This window comes from Pseudomonas sp. ERMR1:02, assembly GCF_002277815.1.
In the GTDB taxonomy this organism is placed as follows: Bacteria; Pseudomonadota; Gammaproteobacteria; order Pseudomonadales; family Pseudomonadaceae; genus Aquipseudomonas.
Window position 1 is genome coordinate 308,827 of record NZ_NKJI01000001.1, and the last position, 17,242, is coordinate 326,068.

20 protein-coding genes are annotated in these 17,242 nt (G+C 59.7%); 9 read left to right on the plus strand and 11 right to left on the minus strand.

Translation table 11 applies throughout. The features are described from left to right. Positions 1–14 precede the first annotated feature (14 nt). Together CES87_RS32280 and CES87_RS01460 are read left to right on the plus strand one after the other, a co-directional pair. Entirely contained in the window at positions 15–179 is a 165-nt protein-coding gene (locus tag CES87_RS32280) for a hypothetical protein (RefSeq protein ID WP_178081354.1), read from the plus strand. Positions 180–287: 108 nt separating this feature from the next. Further along, the gene (locus tag CES87_RS01460; RefSeq protein ID WP_128604649.1) at positions 288–1,502 is read left to right on the plus strand and encodes an aldose 1-epimerase family protein; all 1,215 of its coding nucleotides are present in this window, start codon (positions 288–290) and stop codon (positions 1,500–1,502) included. 5 nt (positions 1,503–1,507) lie between these two features. Here the strand turns inward: CES87_RS01460 and CES87_RS01465 are convergent, their stop codons facing one another. The 4 genes from CES87_RS01465 to CES87_RS01475 form a co-directional block, all read right to left on the minus strand. Continuing rightward, complete coding sequence (locus tag CES87_RS01465) at positions 1,508–3,001, minus strand: YifB family Mg chelatase-like AAA ATPase (RefSeq protein WP_128604650.1); 1,494 nt, start codon at positions 2,999–3,001, stop codon at positions 1,508–1,510. 179 nt (positions 3,002–3,180) lie between these two features. After that, positions 3,181–3,351, minus strand: a complete 171-nt coding sequence (locus CES87_RS32285) for a hypothetical protein (protein WP_178081358.1) — start codon at positions 3,349–3,351, stop codon at positions 3,181–3,183. A 272-nt stretch (positions 3,352–3,623) separates the two neighbouring features. Next, the gene (locus CES87_RS01470; RefSeq protein ID WP_128604651.1) at positions 3,624–4,142 is read right to left on the minus strand and encodes a Bro-N domain-containing protein; all 519 of its coding nucleotides are present in this window, start codon (positions 4,140–4,142) and stop codon (positions 3,624–3,626) included. 415 nt (positions 4,143–4,557) lie between these two features. Then, a complete protein-coding gene (locus CES87_RS01475; protein WP_128604652.1) occupies positions 4,558–4,818 on the minus strand; it encodes an accessory factor UbiK family protein in 261 nt (86 codons plus the stop codon). A 419-nt stretch (positions 4,819–5,237) separates the two neighbouring features. On the opposite strand from CES87_RS01475, the gene glnK reads away from it, so the two are divergent. From glnK to sutA, 4 genes are all read left to right on the plus strand, one after another. Continuing rightward, positions 5,238–5,576, plus strand: a complete 339-nt coding sequence (gene glnK / locus CES87_RS01480; RefSeq protein WP_002555808.1) for a P-II family nitrogen regulator — start codon at positions 5,238–5,240, stop codon at positions 5,574–5,576. A gap of 35 nt (positions 5,577–5,611) precedes the next feature. Beyond that, on the plus strand, positions 5,612–6,949 hold the full coding sequence (locus CES87_RS01485) for an ammonium transporter (RefSeq protein ID WP_128604653.1): 1,338 nt from the start codon (positions 5,612–5,614) through the stop codon (positions 6,947–6,949). 216 nt (positions 6,950–7,165) lie between these two features. After that, entirely contained in the window at positions 7,166–7,591 is a 426-nt protein-coding gene (locus tag CES87_RS01490; protein WP_128604654.1) for a secondary thiamine-phosphate synthase enzyme YjbQ, read from the plus strand. A 100-nt stretch (positions 7,592–7,691) separates the two neighbouring features. After that, positions 7,692–8,015 carry a transcriptional regulator SutA gene (sutA, locus tag CES87_RS01495; protein ID WP_128604655.1) on the plus strand — a complete coding sequence of 108 codons (324 nt, stop codon included), beginning with the start codon at positions 7,692–7,694 and terminating at the stop codon, positions 8,013–8,015. A 196-nt stretch (positions 8,016–8,211) separates the two neighbouring features. Here sutA and CES87_RS01500 read toward each other — a convergent pair whose 3' ends face one another. From CES87_RS01500 to CES87_RS01525, 6 genes are read right to left on the minus strand one after another with little or no spacing between them, the layout of a single operon-like run. Further along, entirely contained in the window at positions 8,212–8,916 is a 705-nt protein-coding gene (locus CES87_RS01500; protein ID WP_128604656.1) for an HAD family hydrolase, read from the minus strand. After that, complete coding sequence (xerC, locus tag CES87_RS01505; protein WP_128604657.1) at positions 8,913–9,812, minus strand: tyrosine recombinase XerC; 900 nt, start codon at positions 9,810–9,812, stop codon at positions 8,913–8,915. Before xerC ends, CES87_RS01500 begins: the two co-directional genes overlap by 4 nt. Before the next feature lie 2 nt (positions 9,813–9,814). Further along, positions 9,815–10,540: a DUF484 family protein gene (locus tag CES87_RS01510; RefSeq protein WP_128604658.1), complete on the minus strand. Its 726-nt coding sequence runs from the start codon at positions 10,538–10,540 to the stop codon at positions 9,815–9,817. A 13-nt stretch (positions 10,541–10,553) separates the two neighbouring features. After that, positions 10,554–11,384 (minus strand): diaminopimelate epimerase, encoded by an 831-nt coding sequence (gene dapF, locus CES87_RS01515; RefSeq protein ID WP_128604659.1) that lies wholly within the window; start codon positions 11,382–11,384, stop codon positions 10,554–10,556. 4 nt (positions 11,385–11,388) lie between these two features. Continuing rightward, positions 11,389–12,636, minus strand: a complete 1,248-nt coding sequence (lysA, locus tag CES87_RS01520; protein ID WP_128604660.1) for a diaminopimelate decarboxylase — start codon at positions 12,634–12,636, stop codon at positions 11,389–11,391. Between the two features lie 12 nt (positions 12,637–12,648). Then, a complete protein-coding gene (locus CES87_RS01525) occupies positions 12,649–12,834 on the minus strand; it encodes a lipoprotein (protein ID WP_128604661.1) in 186 nt (61 codons plus the stop codon). 306 nt (positions 12,835–13,140) lie between these two features. Between CES87_RS01525 and cyaY the strand changes: the two genes are divergently transcribed. The 3 genes from cyaY to rnk all read left to right on the plus strand — a co-directional run bounded on the left by cyaY (position 13,141) and on the right by rnk (position 14,342). Further along, a complete protein-coding gene (gene cyaY, locus CES87_RS01535; RefSeq protein ID WP_128604662.1) occupies positions 13,141–13,473 on the plus strand; it encodes an iron donor protein CyaY in 333 nt (110 codons plus the stop codon). A gap of 4 nt (positions 13,474–13,477) precedes the next feature. After that, a complete protein-coding gene (locus tag CES87_RS01540; protein WP_128604663.1) occupies positions 13,478–13,702 on the plus strand; it encodes a DUF1289 domain-containing protein in 225 nt (74 codons plus the stop codon). Between the two features lie 229 nt (positions 13,703–13,931). Further along, positions 13,932–14,342 (plus strand): nucleoside diphosphate kinase regulator, encoded by a 411-nt coding sequence (rnk, locus tag CES87_RS01545; protein ID WP_128604664.1) that lies wholly within the window; start codon positions 13,932–13,934, stop codon positions 14,340–14,342. Between the two features lie 7 nt (positions 14,343–14,349). Here the strand turns inward: rnk and CES87_RS01550 are convergent, their stop codons facing one another. Beyond that, positions 14,350–17,193, minus strand: a complete 2,844-nt coding sequence (locus CES87_RS01550; protein WP_128604665.1) for a class I adenylate cyclase — start codon at positions 17,191–17,193, stop codon at positions 14,350–14,352. Positions 17,194–17,242: the final 49 nt, after the last annotated feature.

A 17,242-nucleotide genomic window follows, 5' to 3' on the forward strand; every position in this document is an offset into this window, starting at 1 on the left:
CAGCAATTGCGGCCTTGAGCTATATCCCGGCGCGCTTCAGTGCGGGTCTGAGCGTGCACCCGGATGAGCCGGTAGCCGTGGCGGGGACGCAGGAACCTGGCCTGCACCTGAGCAACAGCTTCAAGGAAGTGGACGAGTTCAAGCAGATGACCGCAGGCGTGGTTGAGCGCTTCCGTTGACGCGCGATCGGTTTTTTTCCGGCATGAGTTGGTTATGTCACTTTTGTGCTTGATGAATCGTTTCAGCAAGTTTATAAAAATGGCACAACTCCAAGAAAGGCGCTTGCCATGACTTCCCTGAAATTCATCACCGCGCTCGGCGCGCTTGCTGCTTCTTCCCACGCCATGGCATGGGATTACGTCTTGCTCGACACGAACAGAGCGGCTCAAAACTGGACAATCACCAGCCAGGAACTCGGGGTAAAAACCGACAAACCGTTCGCCGTGACCCTGCGAACCTTGCATGGCGGCCGGCAAGAGGGCGTCAGCATCGTCGACATCGATAACGGCACGATGAAACTCTCGGTCGTGCCGACTCGCGGAATGAACGTCCTGCAGGCATCTGTAGGCGATGTGCGCATGGGCTGGGATTCGCCGGTCAAAGAAGTGGTCAACCCATCCTTCATTGAGCTCAACGGACGCGGCGGATTGGGCTGGCTGGAAGGCTTCAACGAACTGGTCACCCGCTGCGGCTATGAGTGGGTCGGCCATCCGGGTATGGACAACGGCGAGTTGCTGACCCTGCATGGTCGCGCCGCCAATATCCCGGCCAGCACAGTCACTCTGCACATTGACGAAAAACCTCCATATGCCATTACCCTGCGTGGCGAGTTAAAAGAGCAGGCGTTCAAGAAAGTCGATTTCTCTGTTGCGACCGAACTGGTCACCGAACCGGGCAGTGTGAGCTTCACCCTCCACGACACGCTGACCAACAACGGCGACTACCCGAAGGAATACCAGGCGCTGTACCACAGTAACTTCAGCACTCCATTCCTAGAGCAGGGCGCCCGCTTCGCGGCACCCGTCAAGCAGGTATCGCCGTTCAACGACAAGGCCAAAGGTGACCTGCCGGACTGGCAGACTTACCGCGCGCCGACCAAGGATTACGACGAGACGGTTTACAACGTCGTGCCATATGCCGATGCCAAGGGCGATACCCTGACGGTCCTGCACAACAAGGCGGGCAGCCTCGGTATATCGCTCGGCTTCAGCACGCAAACGTTGCCCGTGTTTTCTCTATGGAAAAACACCGATACCCAAGGCCAGGGCTATGTCACAGGTCTTGAACCGGGAACCAGTTTTTCCTACAACCGGCGTTATCAGCGGCCACTGGGTCTGGTGCCGACGATTGCACCGCAGGAGCAGAAAAAGTTCCAGATCAGCTACAGCTTGCTGGCGGACAAGAGCGCTGTGGACAAGGCGCTGAAACGGGTGAGCGAGATTCAGGACGGACGGGAAACCGAGGTACGGCAGACGCCTTTGGTGGATCTCACCAAGGAGTAATCCAATCAGCCGGAGGTAGGTCGGTATTGCAGCGCTTCAGCCAGATGATCACGAGTGATGTCATCGACTTGCTCAAGGTCCGCCAGAGTCCGCGCGACTTTGAGCAGTCGATGCGCTGACCTCAGGGATAAGGTCAGTCGTTCACACGCGGTTTCCAGCCACGTCTCGTCGACTGCGGACAACTGGCAGTGGCGGCGCAGACCCGGCAGATCGAGAAAGGCGTTGGCGCAGCCCTGGCGTTTGTGTTGCCGTTCTCTGGCATCTGCGACCCGCTGCGCAGCAGTGGCGGAGTCATCACCGGGTTTGAGCGCAGGATTCAAAGCTGTGGCTTCCCGAGCGACGGTCAGGTGCAAATCGATGCGATCCAGCAAAGGTCCTGACAGTTTGTTGCGATAGCGTTGGACCATGTCGGGCGTACAGGAGCAGCGACCAGTCGGTTCGCCAAGATATCCACAAGGGCAGGGATTCATGGCGGCGACCAGTTGAAAGCGCGCTGGAAATCGCACGCGATCCTTGGCCCTCGATATCACGATATTCCCGGATTCCAGCGGTTCGCGCAGCACCTCCAGTACCTTGCGATCAAACTCCGGCAGTTCGTCCAGAAACAGGACGCCATGATGAGCGAGGGTGATTTCGCCGGGCTGTGGTTTCGAGCCGCCCCCTACCAGCGCAGGCCCGGATGCCGAATGATGAGGCTGACGAAACGGTCGCTGCGGCCAATGGCTCAGCGACGAGCAACTGACGACCGACTGAATCGCCGCCACCTCCAGCGCTTCGCTTTCGGCCAGCGGCGGCAGCAGCCCTGGCAGGCGACTCGCCAACAGCGTTTTTCCTGTTCCCGGCGGCCCGCTGAACAACAGGTTGTGAGCGCCCGCGGCGGCAATCAGCAACGCCCGCTTGGCCGCGAGTTGTCCCTGCACTTCATTCAAGTCGGGATAAGGTTTGCTGACGTAGAGCAGGCCATTGGAAACATAAGGCGCAATCGGTGTATGCCCGTTGAAATGCGCGACGGCCTCAAGTAAATGATCCACCGCAATCACTTTCAATCCCGAAGCCAGGCACGCTTCTTCGGCGTTCGCGCGAGGCACCATCAACCAGCGCCCGGCCTTGCGCGCCGCCAGCGCCGCCGGCAACACGCCCCGAACCGCCCGCACGGCGCCCGATAATGCCAGCTCCCCAAGGCATTCCACATCATCGAGCGTCAACGTCGGCACTTGAACGCTGGCGGAAAGAATCCCCAAGGCAATCGCCAGATCGAACCGCCCGCCATCCTTGGGTAAATCCGCCGGGGCCAGATTCAGCGTTATGCGCCGCGCCGGGAATTGCAGGCCGGAATTGATAATTGCGCTACGCACCCGATCCTTGCTCTCCTTCACCGCCGCCTCGGGAAGGCCGACCATGGTTAGCGACGGCAAGCCATTGGCCAGATGGACTTCAACGGTGACAGCGGGCGCATCCACACCAATCTGGGCGCGGCTGTGGACGATGGAGAGGGACATGGTCGTTCCTTGAGATGACGGAGGCCGCTTCCTGCGGTTCTTGAAGGGTAGTCGGGGGAGGAGATTTCGGCGGTGTGGGTGAAGGGGCAAATTTTCACTGGATGTTGCATGTATGAAGCAGGCTGATGGCGAGACACAAAAAAACCGCCATTCAGACGGTTTCTTTCACGACAAAATAGTCAATTTCTTCCACCAGCTAACCAACCACCTGGCTCAAGCTCTTTACCGCGCGCGAGGCCGACTTCAATAATCCGTCGTTGATTGGCCGATAAGTCTCCAGCCAGGCGACGTGCTTCAGCGTGGAACTCAACAATTTGTAGCAGCTTCGCCTTTCGCTTTTTTGGGCTCATACACACACCTTGTCTGTCGAATATCAAGACCAATAGCGTAAAGGAACGAGTGTGAGCTGATAAATCAGGCCGAAGAGCTACTTTTGTAGGACCGTGCCGAGATAGCTGAAGGACGTCGGTGAAAGCGTGCGGACGGAGCGAGCCCGGCCAATGCCGCCTGTAGGAGCGAGCCTGCTCGCGAAAAATTCGAATGCACCGCTGAGCATCTGGGTTTACGCGTTATCGTTCACGACCATCGCTGGCAAGCCAGCTCCTACAGTGGATTATCTCGCTCAACCGATTCGCGAAGCTCGTTTCCACCAAGGCGCATTGATCGCACGTCTTGGTTCCTCCCGATCAGGCAATACGTGCGGTACGTCTTGCAGTCGAATCCACGGCTGGTTATTCCAGTGCAGCAAACTCAACGACATTTCCGGCCAATTGAGCAGGCTTAGTTGTGGGCGTTCGGTTGTGGTGGGGTGTTGGGCGTCTCGCAGGGCGGGGACGACTTCGTGGGTGAGCCATTCTCGTAGGGCTCGGTATTCGGGGCAGTAGTGGTAGACGAGGAGGGCGTAGACGCCGGATTCGCTGATTAGCAGTGTGTTTTCGATGCGGCCGTAGATGAGGATTTTGATGGTTTGGTATTGGTCGGGATCGAGTTTTCGGAGTTGGCGGTCGTTGAGGTAGAGGCGTATGAGTCGGCCGAGGTCACGGGCGCTGAACCAGGGTTGGTTTTGGAGGAGTAGGGCGTGGAGTTGGAGTTTGTGTCGGGTGAAGACATGCGGAATCAGGTAAGCGTCATCTCGATTCATTGATACAGCTCCTTTTGCTTAAGGGCTGCCGGCAATTGTCGCCAAACAATTGGGGTGGCAGTTGTACGCGGGTTGGCGAACCGGAGCAAAAGGAACCCGGCAGACCCGAGAAGTCTCCCACGCACAACCGCCATAACTCGATGTGGCGGTTAAACCCGCCATCGGATGGTCGTCGTGCACCTTAAACTTTTTCCAGGTCGCCAAACCCAAAGCTGAATATTCAGCTGGTGGTGAGCTTAGAGACCGGATACTTGGCGGCGCAATCGGACGGCGGTGTGATTTTTGTAGGACTTTGCCGAGATTTTTGCGGGGCTTAGGATCAAAAGATCGCAGCCTGCGGCAGCTCCTACAGGTGAAGCGGAGGTCGTGCCGACCTCCAATCGCGGGCAAGCCCGCTCCCACAGGGACCGAGGTGTTATTCGGTTGGCGGGTTCAGCTTCGCTTCCATTTCCGCAACCTTCGTCTCAAGAGCTTCCAGTCGTGCCCGCGCGCGCGCGAGCACAACCATCTGACTATCAAACTCTTCACGACTCACCAGATCCAGCTTGCTGAAGGCGCTTTGCAGCAGGGCCTTGAACTGGCTTTCGATTTCGCTTTTCGGCAGTGGGGTGTCACCGCTGAAGAGACGGGAGGCTGTGCCGGTCAGGGCGTCGAGGAAGTCTTTGGGCGCGAGCATGGGCAATGTCCTGATAACAATGGCGGGCAGTGTATCACGCAGTGTCCATAGTCAATTTCGCGGGCAAGGGATGCACGCTTTTCGCGCATGCGGATGGGCGGCATCGCACCGTTGTTGTGCGTAACGTGTCGCCTGTTGTAGCGAAGTAGCTGGCATCAACTGGTAAGGGCTTGAAAACAGTGAGTTTTGTGGAGATGGCAAGCTTTCTGCTTAGACTCTCATGACCCATGCACTGATGCAGTCGCCGTGACGAATGCAGTGCGCCAGGCGAAACGCGGGGAGCGTTTCGCAAGGAGCGGTTAGCTGGCGTCGGACGGGCAGGTAAGGCCGACGATGCGTTACAAAGCCAGGCACTGCGCATAGACTTGTGACGGGTTTGTTTTCCTGGGGCAAGTCCACCAATTCGGGAGAGAGTTTTCATGAAGCTAGTCACTGCCATCATCAAGCCGTTCAAGTTGGACGACGTGCGCGAATCGTTGTCCGAGATCGGCGTGCAGGGCATTACCGTCACTGAAGTCAAAGGCTTCGGTCGGCAGAAGGGTCACACCGAGCTGTATCGCGGCGCGGAGTACGTGGTCGATTTCCTGCCAAAGGTGAAGATTGATGTCGCCATTGACGACAAGGATCTTGACCGGGTTATCGAGGCGATAACCAAGGCTGCCAACACTGGCAAGATCGGTGACGGCAAGATCTTCGTGGTCAATCTGGAACAGGCGATTCGCATCCGTACCGGCGAAACCGATACCGACGCAATCTAAGCCGCCACAAACCCAACGCCCCAGGAGAAAACAATATGACTCTGCGTAAATTCGCAGGGCTAGGAGCCCTGTTGTCCCTCGTAATGCCCGGCCTGGCCATGGCGGCAGATCCGGTGGCGCCTCCAGTCCTCAACTCCGGCGATACCGCCTGGATGTTGACCTCGACAGCCCTCGTGCTGTTCATGACCATTCCCGGCCTTGCGCTGTTCTACGGCGGCATGGTTCGGTCGAAAAACATTCTTTCCGTGATGATGCAGTGCTTTGCCATTACCGGCCTGGTCACCATCCTGTGGTTCATTTATGGCTACAGCATGGCGTTCGACACCACGGGGATGGAAGCCAACGTCGTCAACTTCAACTCCTTTGTCGGCAGCTTTGCCAAGGCCTTCCTCGCGGGCGTCACGCCTGCCAGCATTACTGGCCCGGCGGCGTTGTTCCCTGAGGCAGTGTTTGTCACCTATCAGATGACCTTCGCGATCATCACCCCGGCGCTCATCGTCGGTGCGTTCGCTGAGCGGATGAAGTTCTCCGCGATGCTGATCTTCATGGGCGTTTGGTTCACCGTGGTTTACGCGCCAATTGCGCACATGGTCTGGAGCGGTCCGGGTTCGCTGTTGGGTGACTGGGGCGTGCTCGATTTCGCGGGCGGCACGGTGGTTCACATCAACGCCGGTGTGGCGGGTCTGATTGCCTGCCTGGTGCTGGGCAAGCGTAAAGGCTTCCCAACCACCCCGATGGCGCCGCACAACCTCGGCTACACCCTGATGGGCGCCGCAATGCTGTGGGTCGGCTGGTTCGGCTTCAACGCCGGTTCCGCCGCTGCGGCCAACGGCACTGCCGGTATGGCGATGCTGGTGACCCAGATCGCTACCGCTGCTGCGGCACTGGGCTGGATGTTCGCCGAGTGGATCACCCACGGAAAACCAAGTGCTCTGGGCATCGCCTCGGGTGTGGTCGCCGGTCTGGTCGCAATTACTCCGGCGGCCGGTACTGTTGGCCCGATGGGTTCGCTGATCATCGGTCTGGCAGCTGGCGTGGTGTGCTTCTTCTGCGCCACCACTCTGAAGCGCAAACTGGGCTATGACGACTCCCTGGACGCCTTCGGCGTACACGGTATCGGCGGTATCCTCGGCGCGATCCTGACCGGTGTATTCGCTGCACCGTCCCTGGGTGGCTTCGGCACCGTGACCGACATCGCCGCACAAGTGTGGATTCAGTGCAAAGGTGTTGGCTTCACGGTGATCTACACCGCGATCGTCACCTTCATCATCCTTAAGGTCCTGGATGCGGTCATGGGCCTGCGTATCACCGACGAAGAAGAATCGGTCGGTATCGATCTGGCACTTCACAACGAACGCGGCTACAACATGTAAGCACGCGCATGAAAAAAACTTGCCCGGCTTGCCGGGCATTTTTTTGTCCGCGATTTATCATTGGAAGTGCAGCTGAAAGGTTTTTTCTTACAGCTTTATGAACGTTTACGACGCGTGTTTTTATGCCGCCGAAGGCTTACATGATGGAAGGATTATTAGGGCCTTTGTTTTTTCCCAGAGCGCGCTAGAATGCGCCCCGAACGTGCGGAGAACTGTATGTGGCAACAGACTCTGATAACCCTGCGGGCGAGGCCTCGGGGCTTTCATCTGGTAACGGACGAGTTACTCGCTGGCTTGCCTGAACTCAAGGCATGTCGGGTTGGTCTGTTGCATTTATTGCTGCAGCATACCTCGGCGTCGTTGACCATCAACGAGAACGCCGATCCGGCGGTACGTCGCGACTTCGAACGGTTTTTCAATCGTCTGATCCCACAAGGAACAGACGGCTATGAGCATAACGACGAAGGCCTGGACGACCTCCCGGCGCACTTCAAGGCCAGCGTGCTTGGCTGTCAGCTCAGTCTGCCAATCTCGGCGGGTCGACTGGCGTTAGGAACCTGGCAAGGTGTTTATCTGGGCGAGCACCGTGATTTTGGCGGTGCCCGTAAAGTCCTCGCCACCGTTCACGGTGAGGAGGCATGAACCGCTGGTCACCAGCGGTTATTGAATTTTCCGGCAGCCTTCGACAGAGGGCAAAGCTGGGCTATAACTAATCTGCTTTTCGCAAGTCATGAGGTAGAACATGAGCGACGATGATCTGGAAAACGACGACCTCGAAGTAGGCGACGACGACGAAACCGAAGAAGGTCTGGAAGCAGCGGCCGAAGACGTCGCTGAAGACGATGGCGGAGATACGCCCGCTCCAACCGCCAAAGGCAAGGCCAAGGCTGCGGTGTCGGTCGATGAGCTGCCGAGTGTCGAAGCCAAGAACAAGGAACGTGACGCCCTGGCCAAGGCCATGGAAGAGTTCCTCGCTCGTGGTGGCAGGGTGCAGGAAGTGGAGGCCAATGTGGTCGCCGATCCGCCCAAGAAGCCTGACAACAAGTACGGCAGCCGGCCTATCTGAGCCAGCTTCGCGCTTGCTGAAAAAGCCCGCCGTCGCTGCGGGCTTTTTCATGCCTGAAACAAAATCACGCGTCTGGCGCAAGCCCGTGTAGGAGCCGGCTTGCTGGCGAAGACGTTTTATCATTCAGCATTGATATCGACTGACCTGCCGCCTTCGCCAGCAAGCCGGCTCCTACAAGGTCGTGTGTTATTAAATGTCAGTGTTGGGCATTCCACAGCGCCAACAATGCCGGTAACTCGGTCAGGCTGCGAATCTCGGCATCCGGCAAGCGTTCGGCCTCCCAGACTTTGCCCGTCGGGTTGAACCAGATCGCGCGCAGCCCCGCTTGCTGGGCACCGGCAATATCGTCACCCGGATGATCGCCGATATGCACCGCTGTCTCGGCGGTTGCACCTCCGCGTTGCAATGCTTCATGAAACAGTCGTGCATCGGGTTTGGCGATGCCGATGTCTTCGGCGCACAACGCGAACTTGAAGTAGTCCGCCAGCCCCAGCCGCCGCACATCGGCGTTGCCATTGGTGACCACGCCGAGGGCGTAGTGGTTGGCCAGCACTTCCAGGGTCGGTTGCACCTCCGGGAAGATCTCCAGCTGATGCCGGGCGTGCAAAAACACTTCGAAACTCTGGTCGGCAAGGTCCGACGCTTCTGCGTGGGTATAACCGGACTCTTCCAGTGCCTGGAACAATACGCGTCGACGCAGGGCGCTGATGCGGTGCTTGAGGCTCGGTTCGCTGCTCAGAATATGTTCGCGAATGGCCCACAGATGTTCCACCGGAACTGCACCAAGATTGGGCGCATGTTCGGTCAGCCATTCGCGCAATACGGCTTCGGCACTGACGATCACCGGGGCGGTGTCCCACAGGGTGTCATCGAGGTCGAAGGTGATCAGTTGGAGAGTCATGAATCATCGCCTTTAATGCGTTTGGCCCGTGGATGGGCGCTGTCATAGACCGTGGCCAGGTGCTGGAAGTCCAGGTGTGTATAGATCTGCGTGGTCTTGATGTCCGAGTGGCCGAGCAATTCCTGCACCGCCCGCAGGTCCTGGGAGGACTCCAGCAAATGGCTGGCGAAGGAATGCCGCAACATGTGCGGGTGCAGGTTTTGCCCCAGCTCACGTTCGCCAGCCGCTTTGACGCGTAGCTGAATCGACCGTGGACCCAGGCGCCGACCTTGTTGGCTGACAAACACCGCATCGTCCGTTGGGTTGGCCATGGCCCGCAAAGGCAGCCATAGCTCCAGCGCCTCGCGAGCCTTCTTGCCCACCGGTAGCAGACGCGTCTTGCTGCCCTTGCCGAGCACCTGGACCATGCCATCCGCCAGATCAAGCTGATCGAGATTCAGACCGGTCAGCTCCGACAGACGCAACCCGGAGGAGTAGAACAGCTCGAGAATGGCTTGATCCCGGCGAGCGAGAAAGTCGTCTTCGACTCCCCCTTCAAGCAGTTGCAGTGCGCGGTCGGTGTCGAGGGTTTTCGGCAGGCGGCGTTCGCCCTTGGGCGGCGCCAGGCCGTTGGCCGGGTCGTGGTCGCACAGACCTTCGCGGTTCAGATAATGGTAGAGCCCGCGCACCGCCGACAGCAGCCGCGCCAGGCTGCGAGAGGATTGGCCTTGGGCATGCAGGCGGGCGATCAGGCTGCGCAGGCGCTGGATGTCCAGCGCGGCCCAGCTGTCGATGTTCTGTTTAGCGCACCAGCCCAGCACTTTGTCGAGATCGCGGCGGTAGGCCGACAGCGTGTGCGGCGACACCTGCCGCTCACTGCGCAGGTGTTCGCAGTAAGCGTCCAGTTGCCGTTCCATGATCAGCGTACCGAGCGCAGGGAGCTGTTGATCCGTGGCAGCACGCGGCCCATGACTTCGGCGATGTAGCTCAGGAACAGCGTGCCCACCGAGCTTTTGTAGTGCTGCGGATCACGGCTGGCGATGGCCAGAATGCCGTGGATGCCCTGATGACTGATGGCAACGACGGCGGTGGAGCCGATCTGCTTACGCTGTTCTTCGCCGAACAGGAAGTCCAGCTCATGCTCGCGCAGGCTGCCGCTGACGCTTTTGTCTTCCAGCAGCAAGCCGCCAATGGCCACTTGCGCCTGCGCGTGGGTGACCCAGCGGCCGACCGGCATGGGGTTGTCGCCGAGCAGGATTAGGCTGACGAAGGGCACCTGGAAGTCCTGACGCAGGCTGTCTTCGACGCACATCACCACGTCTTCCAGGGTACTGGCGTCCATCAGCGCGAGAATCAGGCGGCGGGTCTTGTCGAAGAGGCGGTCGTTGTCGCGGGCAACGTCCATCAAATGCGAGAGGCGGTGCCGCAACTCGATGTTGCGGTCGCGCAGGATGGTCATCTGCCGTTCGACCAAGGACACGGTATCGCCGCGTCGGTGGGGGATGCGCAAGGCCGGCAGCAGTTCTTCGTGCTCGACGAAGAAATCCGGATGAGCCTCCAGGTACGCGGCAATCGCCGCCGCCTCCAGGCTTTCGGACGCTGATTCGTCGGGCTTGCGGGCGGGTACCTGTGGCTTATCGGTCATGGCTTTGGCTCACTCAAAGACGCACTTGTCCTTCGTATACGCGCACTGCCGGGCCGGTCATCATGACCGGTTTGCCAGGGCCTGCCCATTCAATGGACAGACGCCCGCCAGGCAGGTCGATCAATAGCGGCGAATCCATCCACCCCTGGCTGATCGCGGCCACCGCGGCGGCACAGGCGCCGGTACCGCAGGCCTGGGTTTCCCCGGCCCCGCGCTCCCAGACGCGCAACTGCGCGCGGTTGCGGTCGATGATCTGGATAAAGCCGACATTGACCCGCGCCGGGAAGCGCGGGTGGTGTTCAATTTTCGGCCCCAGCTCATGCACCGGTGCGTTGTTGATGTCGCTGACCCGCAGCACGGCATGGGGATTACCCATGGAAACCGCAGCCAGCTCGACCTGCGTACCGTCGACGTCGACCTGATAGCTCAGGGCCTGCTCCGGTGCCTGGAACGGAATATCGGCCGGCACCAGGCGTGGGGCACCCATATTGACACCGATCTGCCCATCGCTACGAACGTCCAGCTCGATGACGCCGCTTTTGGTTTCGACACGGATCTGCCGCTTTGTGGTCAGACGCTTGTCGAGCACGAAACGGGCGAAACAGCGTGCACCATTACCGCATTGTTCCACTTCGGAGCCGTCGGAGTTGAAGATCCGATAGCGGAAATCCACGTCCGGGTTACTCGGTGCTTCGACGATCAGCAACTGGTCGAAACCGATACCGGTATGCCGATCGCCCCACAGCTTGGCGTGCTTGGGCAGAATGTGCGCGTGCTGGCTGACCAGGTCGAGGACCATGAAGTCATTGCCCAGGCCGTGCATCTTGGTAAAACGCAGCAGCATGGTTTTACTCCGGCAGCAGGCTTTCGCCAGCGAACAACTCGGCTACCGTCTCACGGCGACGCACTTCAAATGCCTGATCACCGTCCACCAACACTTCAGCGGCACGGCCGCGGGTGTTGTAGTTGGAACTCATGACAAACCCGTAGGCACCGGCCGAATGCACAGCCAGCAAGTCGCCTTCTTCCAGGGCAAGCTCACGTTCCTTGGCCAGGAAGTCGCCGGTCTCACAGATCGGGCCGACGATGTCGTAGGCGCGTGCAGCGGTGCTGCGCGGACGCACGGCGGTAACGTCCATCCAGGCTTGATACAGCGCCGGGCGGATCAGGTCGTTCATGGCCGCGTCGACGATGGCGAAATCTTTATGTTCGGTGTGCTTGAGGTACTCGACCTGAGTCAGCAGCACGCCGGCGTTGGCCACGATAAAGCGGCCCGGCTCGAATACCAGCGCCAGGTCGCGCCCGTCGAGACGCTCGCGCACGGCCTTGATGTAGTCGGCAGCCAAAGGCGGCTCTTCATCGCGATAACGCACGCCCAAACCGCCACCGAGGTCAATGTGGCGCAGATAGATGCCGCAGTCGCCGAGGCGGTCGACCAGGCCCAGCAGGCGGTCGAGAGCATCGATGAATGGCGGCAGGGTGGTCAGTTGCGAACCGATGTGGCAATCGACGCCAACCACTTCCAGGTTCGGCAGTTGCGCGGCGCGCACGTACACGTCTTCAGCGTCAGCGATGGCGATGCCGAACTTGTTCTCTTTGAGACCGGTAGAAATGTACGGGTGAGTGCCGGCATCGACGTCCGGGTTCACGCGCAGCGAGATCGGTGCACGAACACCCAGCTCGGCGGCCACTACTTGCAGGCGTTCCAGCTCGTCAGTGGACTCGACGTTGAAGCAATGCACGCCGACTTCCAGGGCGCGTCGCATGTCGTCACGGGTCTTGCCGACGCCAGAGAACACGATCTTGTCGGCGCTGCCGCCAGCGGCAAGCACGCGTTCCAGCTCGCCACGGGAAACGATGTCGAAACCGGCGCCAAGGCGCGCCAGGACATTCAGTACACCCAGGTTGGAGTTGGCCTTGACCGCGAAGCAGACCAGGTGCGGCATACCGGCCAGCGCATCGGCGTAGGCCAGGTATTGGGCTTCGATGTGGGCACGGGAATAAACGTAGGTCGGTGTACCAAAGCGCTCGGCGATGGCAGACAGGGCAACACCTTCCGCGAACAGCTCACCGTCACGGTAGTTAAAAGCGTCCATGAGGTTCCCTTATTATTGGTAGACGTCGTGCTTGTGCGCCTTGGAGGCAGGCTGTTTTTGCGAGGACTGAGCCTGCGCTGCAGGGTCCTGGTCTTCGTCTGGCAGGTATAGCGGGCCTTTTTGACCGCAGGCCGACACAAGGCAGGCAAAAGCGACGATCGAAGAGAGCGCAGCAAGGGAAGAGATCAGGCGCTTCATGGCGAAATCCTTGAAAATGCATTAATTGCGCCGGAGTATACCGGCCACCCGGCAGCTTGCCTATGTGATGGGGCTCCCGTCCGGCGGGCCTTCGCCCGTTGCAGCAGCCCTGTGCAATCCTTGTGGGAGCGGGCTTGCTCGCGAATGCGGTGGATCAGTCAATGCAAATATCGACTGACCCACCGCATTCGCGAGCAAGCCCGCTCCCACAAACAGCCCTCTTGGCCGTTATTCTTTGCAATCACCGGGGCTCGCCCGTATCTTGCGGCGCTTGAGCCTGATCAGACACTTTTTGAGGTTGCCGTAATGAGTTTGTCCGAAGCGCGTTTCCACGATCTGGTCGATGCCACCCAGCAAACCCTGGAGGACATCTTTGACGACAGCGACCTGGATATCGATCTGGAGAGCTCGGCCGGTGTACTGACCGTCAAGTTCGAAAACGGCACTCAGTTGATCTTCAGTCGTCAGGAGCCGCTGCGGCAGTTGTGGCTGGCAGCGGTGTCCGGTGGCTTCCACTTCGATTTCGACGAAGAGAGTGAACGCTGGATGTGCGACAAGAGCGAAGAGCAGCTGGGCGAAATGCTTGAGCGCATCGTCAAGCAGCAGGCCGGCGTCGAACTCGATTTCGAAGGCCTGTAACACCGTGACCCAGCCAGCGCCTGTCCGCCCGCCCAAGCCGCTCTATAGCAATGTCAGCCCGGCCGTGCCATCGCCGTGCAGCGGTATCTGTCGGTTGGATGAGCAGAAAGTCTGCCTCGGATGTTTTCGCCATGTCGAAGACATCCGCGAATGGCGCTCGGCTGATGACGAGCGACGGCGGGTGATTTGCGCGCAGGCCTCCAATCGCAAAGCCTCCAGTTTCCTGTAGGAGCGAGCATGCTCGCGATGGTCGTTAACGAAAACGCGGGGAGTCTGTATGCCCGCGTTGTCCGGGCGTCCATCGCGAGCCTGCTCGCTCCTACAGGTGTTCCCTTGTATATTTTTTGAGCTGTGATAGTGTCCGGATACGCCTCAACCCATCGAGGCTCGTGAAAACCCTGCCTTTTTCTGGCGGGGTTTTGCTTTTTTCGTGCAGAAGAAAGGAGTCTGCCCTGATCATGACCGCACCTTCCATCACCCTTACCCGTCTGGACGTTCAACGTCTGGAGCGTCTGATCGACAGCCTGGATGAAACGCTGCCGGGCGTTATTGCGCTGCAAACCGAGCTGGACCGTGCCGATACGCTGGTCAGTCACGATGAAGTGCCCGCCGATGTCGTGACCATGAATTCGCGCGTTCACTGCCGCGAAGAGATCAGCGGCAAGGACTATCACCTGACTCTGGTTTACCCCAAGGATGCCAATGCCGACGAAGGCAAGATTTCCATTCTGGCGCCGGTGGGCAGCGCACTGCTCGGCCTGAAGGTTGGTCAGCATATCGACTGGCCGGCACCGGGCGGCAAGACCCTGAAATTGACCCTGCTGGAAGTCGAGTCTCAGCCAGCCAATGGCGGCGATTACAACGTTTGATCCCGCCTCAGACCTGCCCGAGCGCTTCGTTCAGTGCGCGCTCCAGCTCAGCCTTGTAGCGCAGAAACAAATTGCTTGAGCCCTGACCGTCACCGAGCAGGCCCGACAGGTCCAGATCGGTGATGTAGCAGCGGTAGCGTTCGGTCTCGCGGCGCTGCTCGACGATTTCCCGGGCGACCACACTGAACAGTCGGTCGCCATGCTCCAGCTCTGAAAACTCCCGCTGATTGCAGTACAACGTGACCTGCACCTTGCCCGGTGCGGCTTTGCCGACGATCGCCTGCACGTCATAGAACGGTTTGTTGACCGGGGTTTGCGGTGCCGGACGGGCTTCGACCCGGCGCGCCCGGCCTGTACCTGAAGGCAATAGTTGGTGGTACAGGGTGTCCAGGCTCCGAGGCTGAGCTGTATCCATCGGCAGCAAAGCTTCGCGTCGGTACTGGATCGATTGCAGAAATCGTTGCAGCGGCACCAGCAGGCTTTGCTCGTCATGCCACGGCAGTCGGTCATGCCACAAGGCATTGAATTCATCGAGTACGTACAGGTCCGCCTGGTCTTCGTTGATTCGGTAGAACACTTGGATGCAGCCCGGCTGGCCCATGGGCAGGAGCAGCGCGAGGTCGTGGTCTTCCAGCGCCATCGAGTCCAGGTGCAGAGGACTGTAACTGGCCAGTTCTGCACTCAGGTAGTCGACCAGCGCCGGCAATGTGGCCAGGGCGACATGATTGACCTGGCCGGGCACCAGCTCCAGCACGTGGTAATGCTGCTGGACCTGAATCAGGTAGCGGTGATTGAGTTTGCTCAGCAGCAGGTTCTGAGCCGTGTCGAGGATGCCTTCGATGCGCTGGGCGATGAACTGCGCGCGGTTATGGCAGAAGCAACGCACGCGCAACCGGGGCTGCCGCAGACCGTCCGGCAGGTTGTTGAGGTAATCACGCAGGCAGTCGAGCAGGGCGTGAGGGCCGTCGAATCGATTGACCAGCACTTCGTTCCAGCTGTTGAGCGTGACCTGATCCAGGGTCAGCACCAGGTTTTCCCTGACGCCTGCATAGCTCAGTGAGTCGGTGCGCTCGGTGGTCATCAGGATGTTCAGGTCGCGGTGATGCTTGAGCGGATCGACGCCGACGTTCACCAGAATCAGCACTTCGCTGGGCACGCTGGCTCGCAGCAGGGGTTCTTCGGCGACGGTCGGCAAAGGCAGGGGGATGCTCTGTTGCAAGCTGCCGAGCAGATTGAACAGCTCGAACTCGCTCAGGTCGCTGCCGCCCGGGTGCAAAGCCAGGCGGGTGCTGCTGTCGATCACGCCGTTGCGGTGGCACCAGGTGAGCAATTCGAGCAATTGGCGACTGCGTTTGATCGGGGCAAAATGTTCCCACTCAAGGGCGGTCAGACTACCGTTGTACAAGCCCCACTGAGATTGCCCCGATTCGCTCTTGTTCACTGCGTGCACCAGCGTCAGGGTGTCTTCGGCCAGATCCGGGGCGATGCCCGGATTGATGAACTCGACCTTGTCTGCCTTGCGCTCGAAGGCTGCGTACAGGCGTCGGCCCAGTACGCTGAGGTCGCGTTTGTTGATCAGGCTGACGGTCTGTTCATTGCGGGCGAACTGGGTCAGGAAGCGGTAGCTGTAATTCAGTTCGTTGACCAGCGCTCGGCGTTCGGAGGTGACCTGGCGGACTTTCCATTGACTGCGGCTGTCGAGCAGGGCCAGTTGACGATGATCCCAGTGCCATTCGTGGGCCAGACGCTCAAGCAGCGTGCGCTGCCAGCTCTGGTTGCGACTGTTGCCTGTGAGTTTGCGGTTGACCTTCAGGTACAGCGCGCGCCGCACCAGCTCCAGCCGTTCCGGCTCGTTGCGGGCAATGAGGTATTCCTCGATGCGCCGGTAAACCACGACGTAAGGGTCCAGCTCATCAAGGTCGAGCCGGTTGGCGAACACCGCCTGTTTGAAACGCAGGCTCAGGCACTGCACCCTTGGGTGTTCGCTGGCGTAAACCTCGGTCAGCAGCAGCTTGAGCACCGATTTGTAAGGTGATTCGATTCCCTTGAACAGTTGCCAGAGCCCGGCGCCGATAAATTCCCCCGGCGGAATGAACGCCAGATGCCCCAGGTCGAGGGCTTCGTCGGCGCGGATGAAGCGTTTGGACAGCAGCGTGTGCGTGTAACGGTCGTAATTCGCTTCTTCATAGACCGGCACCAGCCACCAGATTGGCGTGCGCCCGGCCAGCCAGATCGCGGTGCGATAAAACTCGTCGAGCAACAGATAGTGCTGGGTGGTGCCACAGTTTTCGGAACTGAGTTGATTGTCGCGCTCGCCCAGAACGAAGCGCGCCGGGTCGATCAGGAAGAAGTGGGCCTCGGCCCCCTGGCTGGCGGCCCAGATTTCCAGCTGCTGGCACTTTTTGCGTAGTTCGGCCAGTTCGTGCTCACTCAAATCCGGAGCGTGACACACCCAGACGTCCATATCGCTCTGGTCGGCCTGGGCCAGGGTGCCGAGGCTGCCCATCAGGAAAAGGCCGTGGATCGGGCGTGGCGGATTGCTGCCGTGGCGTGGCTTATAGGAAAACGAGCGGGTCAGGCGTTGGGCTTCGACGAGGGCGTTGGCGTCCGGTTCGAAATTGGACAGCCCGGCCGGCGTGCTACCCGAGACGTAACCCGGCAGTAGCGGATGATTGACGTGGAAAAATAGCGGCAGGAGGTTAAGTACCCCTTGCTGGCGGGTCGACAAGCCCTCCATGGCGCGCGCCCTTCGGCCCTCGTTGAGCTTCAGAAAGCGTGCACGTAGTTGGCTGAGAACCTTGCGGTCGATTCCCTCGTCCAGATCGGGGCGAATTTCGTGGGTTCGGATCATGTCAGCTCAAACCGGCTCGCAGGCTCGGACGCAGGGGCTCTCAGGTGAG